The organism is Actinomadura sp. 7K534 (assembly GCF_004348575.1).
Lineage (GTDB): Bacteria > Actinomycetota > Actinomycetes > Streptosporangiales > Streptosporangiaceae > Spirillospora > Spirillospora livida.
The window spans coordinates 20,170-32,282 of record NZ_SMKB01000025.1 but is presented as its reverse complement, the minus strand read 5'-3'; the positions used below and the strand labels follow the sequence as shown (position 1 = coordinate 32,282).

Sequence of the window (12,113 nt, the reverse complement as noted above, 5' to 3'; positions counted from 1 at the left end):
AATCCCCGCACTATTCTTAGGAAAGTTTCCTAAGAATTGGCCAGATGGTAACCGGGTGGAACGGTGCGTTCAAGGGGTGCCGGACGTCCCGGCGACGCCCGGAACGGGTGGTCTAAGCGGCTGCCTGCACACGTACGGGCGGACCCTCCGGAAAGAATCTTCAGGGCGTCCCGAACCAGCCGGGGACGTCCAGCCGCCACAGCTCGCCGGGGGTGACCTCGCGGAGATCGTGCTCCATCGCCCGGACGCGGTCCGCGCCCAGCCGCCGCACCCAGTCGGCCCGGATCCGCTCGAAGATCCGCGCGGAGCGGTCCAGGCAGTCCGCGCCCCTGGCCGTCAGCCGCACGATCTTGCGGCGGGCGTCGGCCGGATCGGCGGTGCGCTCCACGTAGCCCATCCGCTCCAGCGACTCGACCATCTTGCCCGCCGCCTGCTTGGTCACCCCGAGCGACCGGCCGAGCTCCACGGCCGTCGTGCCGGGGCCGACGGCCTGGAGGACGAAGCCGTGCGTCGGCCGCAGGTCGGGATGGCCCTGCGCGGCCAGCTCCGCGTGCAGCTCATCGATGATCACGCGGAAGGCGAGGAAGAGCCGCAGCGGCAGCTCGAAGCCGGGGGCGTCGCTTGACATGAAAGACAACCTCATTGACTATATGGACAACCACATTGTCCAAGTTAGGGGATCGGGGCTCATGACGCTCATCCGCGACGCCGAAAGCCGCCGCACCGAGACGCCCAACGGCACCATGACCACCTTCGCGACGCCCACCCAGGGCGGCACCGACGGCCTCGCCGTCTGGCGCGTCGACATGGCGCCGGGCAGGACCGGCCCGCTGCACGCCTTCGACACCGAGCAGGTCTGGACGTTCCTGCACGGCACCGCCACGATCGACCTGGACGGGCGGAGGCTGGAGGCCGCCGCCGGCGACACCGTCGTCCTGCCCGCCGACGCGCCGCGCCGGCTGACCGCGCCGCCCGGCACCGGGTTCACCGCCGTCGTCGCCGCCCACGCGGGCTGCCTCGCCTACGACCCCGACGCCGTCGTCGACGAGGACAAGTGCGAGATCGCCCCGCAGGGCGACGAGCGCCTCGTCCCGCCCTGGGCCCGGTGACCGCGCCGTCAGGCCCGGCCGCAGGCCGTCAGGCGCCCAGGTAGGCGAGGACGGCGAGCACGCGCCGGTTGTCGTCCTCGGACGGCGGCAGCCCGAGCTTCCCGAAGATGCTGTTGGTGTGCTTGCTGACCGCCTTCTCGGTGACGAACATCTTCGCGGCGATCGCCGCGTTCGACCGGCCCTCGGCCATCAGGCCGAGCACCTCCCGCTCGCGGGGGGTCAGCCCCTGCAGCGGCTCCTCGCGGGTGTGCCGGGTCAGCAGCTGCGAGACCACGTCCGGGTCGAGGGCCGTGCCGCCGTCCGCGACCCGGCGCACCGCCTCCACGAAGACCTGGACGTCCGACACCCGGTCCTTCAGCAGGTAGCCGATGCCGCCGCGGCTGTCGGACAGCAGCTCCCGCGCGTACAGCTGCTCCACGTGCTGCGACAGCACCAGCACCGGCAGCCCGGGGATCTCCCGGCGGGCCTCCAGCGCGGCCTTCAGGCCCTCGTCGGTGAACGTCGGCGGGAGCCGCACGTCCACCACCGCGACGTCCGGGCGGTGCGCGGTCAGCGCCCGCAGCAGCGAGGGCCCGTTGTCGACGGCCTCGACGACCTCGAAGCCGAACGCGCCGAGCAGGCGGATCAGTCCGTCCCGGAGGAGGGCGAGGTCTTCGGCGATGACAACGCGCACGGCAGCTCCATGGTCACGATGGTGGGTCCGCCGGGCGGGCTGGTCACGGCCATCGTCCCGTCGAAGGCCGCCAGCCTCCGCTCGATGCCGCGCATGCCCGAACCCCGCGCGGGGTCCGCGCCGCCCGTCCCGTCGTCTCCGATGATCATAAGCAGCCGGCCGCCGGAGTGCTCGACCTGGATCCAGGCCCGCCGCGCACCCGAGTGTTTCACGGTGTTGGCGAGCATCTCCGCCACCGCGAAGTACCCGGCCGACTCGACGGGCGCGTCGAGGCGTCCCGGCACCCCGATCTCGACGTCCACCGGCAGCGGCAGCGAGAGCGCCAGCGCCCGGACGGCCCCGTCCAGGCCGCGCTCGGCCAGCACCGGCGGATGGATGCCGCGGACCAGGTCGCGCAGCTCGGTCAGCGCGGTGCCGCTGGCGGCGCGGGCCTCGGCGAGCAGCTGCTGCGCGGTCTCCGGGTCGTGCTTCATCATCTCCTCGGCGAGCCCGATGCTCATGCTCAGCGAGACGAGCCGGGCCTGCGCTCCGTCGTGCAGGTCCCGCTCGATGCGGCGCAGCTCGGCGGCGGAGGCGTCCACGGTCTCCGCGCGCGTCTCGGTGAGCCGCTGGACGCGCTCGGTCAGCGCGGCCTGCGTCGGCGACAGCAGCGACCGGCAGAACAGCGCGTGCGCCTTCAGGAACGCCCCGCCCAGCGGGACGGACGCCGCCGTCATCGCGGCGGCGAGGACGATCGTCCCCGCGATGCCCGCCGCGCCGTAGTCGGTGATCAGCCAGAACGGGCCCCAGCCGTAGTCGGTCAGCAGCGCGATCCACCACGCCGCGAACATGCCCTCCAGCCCGTACACGGTCAGGCCCGCCGCCAGCACTCCGAGGACGAGCGCGACCGGCACGTTCAGCAGCGACCACAGCAGGTCCCGCCACGTCGCCGGGTCGCCCAGCACCCATCTGAAGCGCGCGACCGGGCCGGACGTACCGGCTGGTTCCGGCCGGTACGGCACCGGTATCCGCACGCCGTGCCAATTCGCGGCCAGGTCGCGCTGCAGGTTCGCCACCGCGCGGATCGCCAGCAGCACCGCCGGCGCCAGCACCACCCCGACGCCCAGCGGGACGAAGGCGATCGACAGCACGGCGAGGATGAACAGCGGCAGGTTCAGCGCGTACGCGAGGACGATCTGGGCCACTCCCCGGAGGACGTTGGCGACCACTCCCCGGGCGAGCCCGCCCGTCCGGCCGATGAATGGCTTGCCGTCGTCCACCAGTCCTCCAGGGTTCCTCCGGGAGACCCGCCGCGCGGTCCCGCTGTGCCCATTGTGTCGCCGGACCCCGGGCCGCCCAGTAGGGGAAAGTCCCCGATCGGGGCGGATCATGGGGGAGTTGGCTCTACCCTCTGCGGGGAACCGGCGGGGTGCCCGACCGGGCCGTCATGCCCCGCCGACAAGACAACGAAGGCCCGTTCCCTGGACAATGCACGCTGACATCCAGGGGAGAAAGCGAATCCAAGCTGTGACAGCGACCACCAGCCAGACGTCCACCGGCCAGCAGGGCTCCCAGCCCGGGGTCCGGCCCATCACCCAGCGCATCGCCGAGGAGATCGGCGTCGGCGAGGGGCAGGTGCGGGTCGCGGTGGACCTGCTCGACGGCGGGGCCACCGTCCCGTTCATCGCCCGCTACCGCAAGGAGGCGACCGGCACCCTCGACGACGCGCAGCTCCGCGCGCTGGAGGAGCGGCTGCGCTACCTGCGCGAACTGGACGAGCGGCGCGCCGCCATCCTGGAGTCGATCGAGTCGCAGGGCAAGCTCACCGACGAGCTGCGGGCCCGGATCACCGAGGCCGACTCCAAGGCGCGGCTGGAGGACATCTACCTCCCGTACAAGCCGAAGCGGCGCACCAAGGCGCAGATCGCCCGCGAGGCCGGTCTCGAACCGCTCGCCGAACTGCTGCTGGGCGACCCGTCCCACGACCCGCAGGCCGCCGCCGGCGACTACGTGGACGCGGACAAGGGCGTCGCCGACGCGGCCGCGGCGCTGGAGGGCGCGCGGGCCGTCCTCGTCGAGCGCTTCGCCGAGGACGCCGACCTCATCGGCGCGCTGCGCGAACGCATGTGGAGCCGGGGCCGGGTCGTGTCCCGCGTCCGGGACGGCAAGCAGGAGGCGGGCGCGAAGTTCGCCGACTACTTCGAGTTCGCCGAGCCGTTCACGAAGCTGCCCTCGCACCGCGTCCTCGCGCTGTTCCGCGGCGAGAAGGAAGAGGTCCTCGACCTCGACCTGGAGCCAGAGGAGGCCCCGGAAGAGGGCGCCCGCAGCTCGTACGAGGCGGAGATCGCCCGCCGGTTCCAGATCGCCGACCAGGGCCGCCCCGCCGACAAGTGGCTGTCGGACGCCGTCCGCTGGGCGTGGCGGACCCGCATCCTCGTCCACCTCGGCATCGACATGCGCACCCGGCTCCGCCAGGAGGCCGAGGACGAGGCGGTCCGCGTGTTCGCCGCGAACCTGCGCGACCTGCTGCTCGCCGCCCCGGCCGGGACCCGCGCCACGATGGGCCTGGACCCCGGCCTGCGCACCGGCGTCAAGGTCGCCGTCGTGGACGCCACCGGCAAGGTCGTCGCCACCGACACCATCTACCCCCACGAGCCCCGCCGGAAGTGGGACGAGTCGATCGAGACGCTCGCGCGCCTGGCCCGCGAGCACAAGGTCGACCTGGTCTCCATCGGCAACGGCACCGCGTCCCGGGAGACCGACAAGCTCGCCGCCGACCTGATCGCCCGGCACCCCGACCTGAAGCTCACCAAGATCATGGTGTCGGAGGCGGGCGCGTCGGTGTACTCGGCCTCCGAGTACGCCGGGCGCGAGCTCCCCGGCATGGACGTCTCGCTCCGCGGCGCCGTGTCCATCGCCCGCCGCCTCCAGGACCCGCTCGCCGAGCTGGTCAAGATCGACCCGAAGTCGATCGGCGTCGGGCAGTACCAGCACGACATCTCCGAGGTGAAGCTGTCCCGCTCGCTCGACGCCGTCGTCGAGGACTGCGTGAACGCCGTCGGCGTCGACGTCAACACCGCGTCCGCGCCGCTGCTCACCCGCGTGTCGGGCATCGGCGAGGGGCTCGCGGAGAACATCGTCGCCCACCGCGACGCCAACGGGCCGTTCCGGACCCGCCGCGGGCTGAAGGACGTCCCGCGGCTCGGCCCCAAGGCGTTCGAGCAGTGCGCGGGCTTCCTGCGCATCCCCGGCGGGGACGACCCGCTCGACGCGTCCAGCGTGCACCCGGAGGCGTACCCCGTCGTGCGCCGGATCCTGGACACCGCGGGCGAGGACATCAAGGCGCTCATCGGCAACACGGCCGCCCTGCGCTCGCTGAAGCCGGCGGAGTTCGTCGACGACACGTTCGGGCTGCCGACCGTCACCGACATCCTCGCCGAGCTGGAGAAGCCCGGCCGCGACCCGCGCCCGGCGTTCAAGACCGCCACCTTCAAGGAGGGCGTCGACAAGCTCGCCGACCTCGAACCCGGCATGATCCTGGAGGGCGTCGTCACCAACGTCGCCGCGTTCGGCGCCTTCGTGGACGTGGGCGTCCACCAGGACGGGCTGGTCCACATCTCCGCGATGTCGGACAAGTTCGTGTCGGACCCGCGCGACGTCGCCAAGCCCGGCGACATCGTCCGCGTGAAGGTCCTGGACGTCGACCTCCAGCGCAAGCGCATCTCCCTCACGCTCCGCCTGGACGACGAGCCCGGCCGCGACCGGCAGGGCGGAGGCCGGCAGGGCGGGGGCAGGCGCGGGGAGCAGCGTGACCGCGGCGACCGCCCGAACCGTCCCGGCGGTCAGGGCGGCGGCCGCGGCGGTCAGGGCGGGGCGCGCGGTGGCCAGGGCGGTGGCGGCCAGGGCGGTGGCGGCCAGGCCAGAGGCGGGCAGGCAAGAGGCGGCCAGGGACGAGGCGAGCAGGGACGAGGCGAGCAGCAGGGACGAGGCGAGCAGGGACGAGGCGGCCGCGGCGGTCAGGGCGGCGGCGGGGCCTCCGGCGGCGGCGCGATGGCCGACGCCCTCCGCCGCGCCGGTCTCGACAAGGGCCTCCCGGGCAAGGGCGGCGGCAAGCGCTGAGGTCCGCGCGCCCGGTCCCGGTCTTGCGTGCGGCAAGGCCGGGGCCGGCCCGCCGGGCCCCGGAGGTCAGTCGCTGAAGCCGCGCCAGCGTCCGTCCGCGCCGGACTCCGTGGGCGGCTCCGGACGGACGGGGCGGCGTGGCGGCCGCGGCCACGCCGCCGACTCCTGCCGGTCGTACGGGCCCCGGCCGAGCGGATCCTGCGCGTACGGCGAACGCTGCGGCGGCACCTGCTGCTCCGGCACCTGCTGCTCCGGTATCTGCTGCTCGGTCGCCTGCTGGTGCGGAGACGCGTACCGGCCCTGCTCGGGACGGCTGAACTGCGGCCCGCCGAGGGCCGGGCCGCCCAGCCCCGGATCGCCGAAGGGGTCGCGCGCGGACGCGGCGTCCTCGCCGGCGGAGTCGCGCGGCGCCTCCGCGACCGGCCGGTGCTGCGGGAACTGCAGGACCGCGATCGCGCCCAGCGTCAGGGCCCCCAGCCGCATCGCGGAGTACGTCCCGTCCTGCGGCCACGCCTCGCCGTACATGAAGGTGCCCATCGTCAGCAGGTACGTCTTGGCGGTGACCGTCATCACGGTCGCCACGATCGACACGCGGCAGCGCTGGAACGCCATCACCATGATCCCGAACCCGATGGCCGCCGCGAGCACGGTGAGGTAGGGCCACGGCGTCAGCGCGATCCGCAGGCCGGCGGCGTCCGCGTGGTCGCTCCACCCCTTGATCGCCAGCTCGGCGGTGCCGACCGGGAAGCCCGAGCTCAGCCCGTAGGCGATCCCGGTGATGGGGCGGGCGTGCCGGCCGTCCGGCCGGTAGTCGCCGAGGACCAGGATCAGGATCGGCACCGCGACCGCCGGGGCGACCACCACGGCGACCTTCCAGAGCGGCGCGCCCGCCGAGGCGATCGGCTCGTCCCCGCCGACGGAGGCGGTGAGCAGCAGGATCGCCCCGCCGATCAGGACCAGGCTCAGCCACTCACGCGGCGTGAGCCGCTCTCCGAAGAACGCCAGTGCGATGAGCAGCAGCGGGACCATGCCGGACATGAAGATCGGCACCGCGGTGGAGAGCGGCAGCCTGCTGAGCGCCAGGATCTGCAGGCCGAGCCCCGAGAGCACGAACGCGAGCGCCGCCAGGAAGACCCAGTTGGTGACGATCGTCCAGGTCATGTGCAGGATGCGGTTCCCCCGGATAGGGGCCATCCGGTCCGCCGCGAGCTTGAAGACGGCGAACCCGAGGTAGTAGAGACCGGTCGCACTGAAGGCCGCAGCTATCCCGTTCATCCCGGACGAGTATGGGGGTTCCGATCACTTATGTCACTGCCTGTACGGGATCGTTGACACGGATTGGCCGGTCTTGTGGGCGTCCGATGTCCGCACCCCGCGCCGCTACCCCATAGACTTGGCCGCGCGAAGGCGCGGAGCCGTATTCGGCGTGCCCGTGCCGCTGAGAGACTGACCGGCTGAGAGACGACGCAGACGGACCGGGTAACAGGTCCGTAGGCGTGCAGGCCGAGGGGCTCGCAGGCAAGCTCGCAGGCAAGAAGGCAGCACGCGTCGAACGCCGCGGCCGAGACAGCGCCCGATCAAGGAGACCTACCCCAGTGAAGACCGATGTCGAGGAGCTCACCCCCACGCGGGTCAAGCTCACCGTCGAGGTTCCGTTCGACGAGCTCAAGCCGAACCTCGACAAGGCGTACAAGGAGATCTCGCAGCAGGTGCGGATCAAGGGCTTCCGGCCCGGCAAGGTCCCGGCACCGCTGATCGACAAGTACGTCGGCCGGGGTGCGGTCCTGCAGGAGGCCGTCAACGACGCGCTTCCCGAGCTGTACGGCCGCGCCGTCGAGGAGTCCGAGCTCTTCGTCCTCGGGCAGCCCGACGTCGAGGTGACCGAGCTGGACGACGGCACCCAGTTCGCGTTCACCGCCGAGGTCGACATCCGGCCGAAGTTCGAGGTGCCCGACTACGACGGCCTCGAGGTCGTGGTGGACGACGCCGAGGTCACCGACGAGCAGGTCGACGAGACGATCGGCAACCTGCGCGAGCGGTTCGCGTCCCTCACCAACGCCGAGCGCGCCGCCGAGGAGGGCGACTTCGTCACCATCGACCTCGTCGCCAAGATCGACGGCGAGGAGATCGAGGACGCCTCCACCAGCGGCTACTCCTACGAGGTCGGCAGCAAGTCGGCCATCGAGGGCCTGGACGAGGCGCTCGTCGGCCTCTCCGCCGAGGAGGAGAAGACGTTCACCGGCACCCTGGTCGGCGGCGAGCGCGCCGGCGAGGAGGCCGAGATCACCGTCACCGTGCAGAGCGTCAAGGTGAAGAACCTGCCCGAGCTGGACGACGAGTTCGCCCAGCTCGCCAGCGAGTTCGACACCATCGACGAGCTGCGCGACGACGTCCGCGCCCGGCTCGGGCGCCAGGTCAAGATGCAGCAGCTGTCCGAGGCGCGCGACAAGGCCCTCGAGGCGCTGCTGGAGAAGGTCGACATCCCGCTCCCCGAGAAGATCGTGGAGGAGGAGGTCGGCCGCCGCAACCAGCAGCTGGAGCAGCAGCTGCAGATGGCCGGCATGACCAAGGAGGACTACCTCTCCGGCGAGGAGAAGACCGAGGAGGAGTTCGACACCGAGGTCGCCGACGCCGCCCGGCTCGCGGTCAAGGGCGGGTTCGTCCTCGACCAGCTCGCCGTCCAGGAGGAGCTCAACGTCGAGAACGAGGAGCTCAGCGAGTACGTCGTCACCCAGGCGATGCAGATGGGCGTGCAGCCGCAGCAGCTCGCCGAGTACCTCACCCAGAACAACCAGCTCCCGGCGATCGTCTCGGAGGTGCTGCGCAACAAGGCGCTGAACCTCGTCGTCGAGCACGTCACCGTGAAGGACGAGTCGGGCAACGAGATCGACGTCGACGCCCTGCAGCGCGAGCTGAACGGCGAGACGGGCGAGACCGTCCAGGCCGAGGAGGCCGCCGGGGAGGACGCCGGCGAGCCGGCGGCCGAGAAGTCCGAGAAGTCCGAGGACGCTGAGGACGCCGCTGCGGAGGCCCCGGCCGCCGAGGCGAAGGACCCCGAGGACGCGCAGGACAAGGACTCCTGAGCCGCCCTGGACGTTCCCTGAGGCATCGAACGGCCCCGCACCCGGAAACCGGGTGCGGGGCCGTCCTTTGGGCGGCGTGAACCGGGGGATGGGGAGAGGGACCCGGGGGCGGTGCCGCGCCGGCGGGGAGCGCCGGGAGTGTCCGTCCTGTCCGGACCGTCCGGCGGCGCGCGGGTACGCCCCTGGCGAAAAGGCGGCCCCCACGGCTTAAGCGGCCCCGTACGCGCGTTAATGTCCAAGCATCCGAACCGATTAAAAGGACCGGAGGAACACCGGTGAGCATGCCTCCGACTTTCGACGAGTCGTCGCGGATCCAGGCGCGGGTCGCCGAGGCGCCCCTGTTGCCTCTGGGCGACCAGCTGTTCCAGCGGCTGCTGCGCGAGCGGATCGTCTTCCTCGGCCAGCAGGTCGACGACGACATCGCCAACCGCATCTGCGCGGAGCTGCTGCTGCTGTCCGCCGAGGACGGCCGACGCGACATCACGCTCTACATCAACTCGCCCGGTGGCTCCGTCACCGCCGGCATGGCGATCTACGACATCATGCAGTACGTCCCGAACGACATCGTCACGGTCGGCATGGGGCTGGCCGCGTCGATGGGGCAGTTCCTGCTGTGCGCCGGGACGCAGGGCAAGCGCTACGCCCTGCCGCACGCGCGCATCATGATGCACCAGCCGTCCGGCGGCATCGGCGGGACGGCCTCCGACATCAAGATCCAGGCCGAGCAGATGCTGTACGTCAAGCGGACGCTCGCCGAGAAGATCGCCGAGCACACCGGCCAGGACCTCGCGCAGATCGAGCGCGACTCCGACCGCGACCGCTGGTTCACCGCCGACGAGGCCAAGGACTACGGGTTCGTCGACCACGTGGTGCTCAGCGCCACCCAGGTGCCCTCCGAGGGCACGGTCTCCTGACGACCTGATCATCTATCGGAGGCACACAGTGAGCGACCTCATCCGACCCGGCTTCAGCGGTCTGGTCCCGGGGGGCGAGTCCCCGACGCCGGCACAGAGCCGCTACATCATTCCGTCGTTCGTCGAGCGCACCACGTACGGGGTCAAGGAGATGAACCCGTACAACAAGCTGTTCGAGGAGCGCATCATCTTCCTCGGCGTGCAGATCGACGACGCGTCGGCCAACGACGTGATGGCCCAGCTGATCACGCTGGAGTCGATCGACCCCGACCGCGACATCAGCATCTACATCAACTCGCCCGGCGGCTCGTTCACCGCCATGACGGCGATCTACGACACGATGCAGTTCGTCAAGCCCGACATCCAGACGGTCTGCATCGGCCAGGCCGCCTCGGCCGCCGCCGTGCTGCTCGCGGCCGGGACGCCGGGCAAGCGGGCCGCGCTGCCCAACTCGCGGATACTGATCCACCAGCCCGCGACGGAGGGCACCTACGGCCAGTCCAGCGACATAGAGATCCAGGCGCGCGAGATCATGCGGATCCGCGAGCTGCTGGAGAGCATCCTCGCCGAGCACAGCGGCAAGAGCATCGACGAGGTCCGCCGGGACATCGAGCGCGACAAGATCCTCACGGCGGACGAGGCGAAGGACTACGGCCTCATCGACGATGTCTTCGCCAGCAGGAAGCGCAAAGCCGAGGTAGTGTCGTCCTGAGACGGCACGAGGACGAGGGAGTCCCCGAGCCCGGTCGCCACACTTCCGGGCGAGGGGCTTTCCAAGTCCGTCGGAGGCGGTAACGTCGATTCCAACGTCGAGAGCCTTCGGGACGCAACCGAGCTGCGCCGCATCCTCCAGGGCGGGCGGCCCCACGAAAAGGAGACAGTTGGGTGGCACGCATCGGCGACGGTGGTGATCTGCTGAAGTGCTCGTTCTGCGGTAAGAGCCAGAAGCAGGTCAAGAAGCTCATCGCGGGTCCGGGCGTGTACATCTGCGACGAGTGCATCGATCTCTGCAACGAGATCATCGAGGAGGAGCTCTCCGAGACCTCCGACCTCAAGTGGGACAACCTGCCCAAGCCGCGGGAGATCTACGAGTTCCTGGACTCCTACGTCATCGGGCAGGACACGGCGAAGAAGGCGCTGTCCGTCGCCGTGTACAACCACTACAAGCGGATCCAGTCGGGCGACACCGGCAGGGACGACCCGGTCGAACTGGGCAAGTCCAACATCCTGCTGCTGGGCCCCACCGGATCCGGCAAGACGCTCCTCGCGCAGACCCTCGCCAAACTCCTCAACGTCCCGTTCGCGATCGCGGACGCCACGGCGCTGACGGAGGCCGGATACGTCGGGGAGGACGTCGAGAACATCCTCCTCAAACTGATCCAGGCGGCCGACTACGACGTCAAGAAGGCCGAGACCGGGATCATCTACATCGACGAGGTCGACAAGATCGCCCGCAAGAGCGAGAACCCGTCGATCACCAGGGACGTCTCGGGTGAGGGCGTCCAGCAGGCCCTGCTCAAGATCCTGGAGGGCACCACCGCGAGCGTCCCGCCGCAGGGCGGACGCAAGCACCCCCATCAGGAGTTCATCCAGATCGACACCACGAACGTGCTGTTCATCTGCGGTGGCGCGTTCGCCGGCCTGGAGAAGATCGTCGAGTCCCGGGTCGGGAAGCAGGGCATGGGCTTCGGCGCCCAGATCCGCTCCAAGTCCGACTTCGAGGAGTCGTCGGCCATCTTCGGCGACGTCATGCCGGAGGACCTGCTGAAGTTCGGGCTCATCCCCGAGTTCATCGGCCGGCTCCCGGTGATCACGTCCGTCCACAACCTGGACCGCGACGCCCTGATCAACATCCTCACCGAGCCGAAGAACGCGCTGGTGCGCCAGTACCACCGCCTCTTCGAACTCGACGGCGTCGACCTGGAGTTCACCGACGACGCCCTGGAGGCGATCGCCGACCAGGCCATCCTCCGCGGCACCGGAGCCCGCGGGCTCCGCGCCATCATGGAGGAGGTCCTGCTCTCGGTGATGTACGAGGTGCCGAGCCGCCAGGACGTCGCCCGCGTCGTGATCACCCGCGAGGCCGTCCTGGAGCATGTCAACCCGACCCTCGTCCCACGCGACCGCCCGAAGCGCGAGCCGCGCGAGAAGAGCGCCTGACCGGGGCGAACGGCCGGCCGAGCGCCGAGGCGGTCGTGGCCGCCGCCGGGCGGCACATCCGCCGCGCCGGGCGCGT

General features: G+C 71.0%; 10 protein-coding genes. 6 read left to right on the top strand and 4 right to left on the bottom strand.

Annotation, left to right across the window (positions count from 1 at the left end; translation table 11 throughout):
- Positions 1–160 precede the first annotated feature (160 nt).
- On the bottom strand, positions 161–628 hold the full coding sequence (locus tag E1266_RS08045) for a MarR family winged helix-turn-helix transcriptional regulator (RefSeq protein ID WP_132045358.1): 468 nt from the start codon (positions 626–628) through the stop codon (positions 161–163).
- A 61-nt stretch (positions 629–689) separates the two neighbouring features.
- Between E1266_RS08045 and E1266_RS08040 the strand changes: the two genes are divergently transcribed.
- Positions 690–1,109, top strand: a complete 420-nt coding sequence (locus E1266_RS08040) for a cupin domain-containing protein (RefSeq protein ID WP_132045356.1) — start codon at positions 690–692, stop codon at positions 1,107–1,109.
- Between the two features lie 28 nt (positions 1,110–1,137).
- On the opposite strand, the gene E1266_RS08035 is transcribed toward E1266_RS08040, so the two are convergent.
- Both E1266_RS08035 and E1266_RS08030 read right to left on the bottom strand, forming a co-directional pair.
- Complete coding sequence (locus E1266_RS08035) at positions 1,138–1,782, bottom strand: response regulator transcription factor (RefSeq protein ID WP_132045354.1); 645 nt, start codon at positions 1,780–1,782, stop codon at positions 1,138–1,140.
- Entirely contained in the window at positions 1,734–3,041 is a 1,308-nt protein-coding gene (locus E1266_RS08030; RefSeq protein ID WP_243718283.1) for a sensor domain-containing protein, read from the bottom strand. The genes E1266_RS08035 and E1266_RS08030 overlap by 49 nt, the downstream gene beginning before the upstream one ends.
- Before the next feature lie 310 nt (positions 3,042–3,351).
- Between E1266_RS08030 and E1266_RS08025 the strand changes: the two genes are divergently transcribed.
- Positions 3,352–5,880: a Tex family protein gene (locus tag E1266_RS08025; protein ID WP_243718286.1), complete on the top strand. Its 2,529-nt coding sequence runs from the start codon at positions 3,352–3,354 to the stop codon at positions 5,878–5,880.
- A 66-nt stretch (positions 5,881–5,946) separates the two neighbouring features.
- Here E1266_RS08025 and E1266_RS08020 read toward each other — a convergent pair whose 3' ends face one another.
- Positions 5,947–7,155: a DMT family transporter gene (locus E1266_RS08020; protein WP_132045348.1), complete on the bottom strand. Its 1,209-nt coding sequence runs from the start codon at positions 7,153–7,155 to the stop codon at positions 5,947–5,949.
- A 320-nt stretch (positions 7,156–7,475) separates the two neighbouring features.
- On the opposite strand from E1266_RS08020, the gene tig reads away from it, so the two are divergent.
- The 4 genes from tig (at position 7,476) to clpX (ending at position 12,037) form a co-directional block, all read left to right on the top strand.
- Positions 7,476–8,963: a trigger factor gene (tig, locus tag E1266_RS08015; protein WP_132045346.1), complete on the top strand. Its 1,488-nt coding sequence runs from the start codon at positions 7,476–7,478 to the stop codon at positions 8,961–8,963.
- 281 nt (positions 8,964–9,244) lie between these two features.
- Complete coding sequence (locus tag E1266_RS08010) at positions 9,245–9,877, top strand: ATP-dependent Clp protease proteolytic subunit (RefSeq protein WP_132045406.1); 633 nt, start codon at positions 9,245–9,247, stop codon at positions 9,875–9,877.
- 40 nt (positions 9,878–9,917) lie between these two features.
- The gene (locus tag E1266_RS08005) at positions 9,918–10,589 is read left to right on the top strand and encodes an ATP-dependent Clp protease proteolytic subunit (protein WP_243718285.1); all 672 of its coding nucleotides are present in this window, start codon (positions 9,918–9,920) and stop codon (positions 10,587–10,589) included.
- A gap of 173 nt (positions 10,590–10,762) precedes the next feature.
- Positions 10,763–12,037, top strand: coding sequence for an ATP-dependent Clp protease ATP-binding subunit ClpX (clpX, locus tag E1266_RS08000; protein ID WP_131951512.1), 1,275 nt, complete (start codon positions 10,763–10,765; stop codon positions 12,035–12,037).
- Positions 12,038–12,113: the final 76 nt, after the last annotated feature.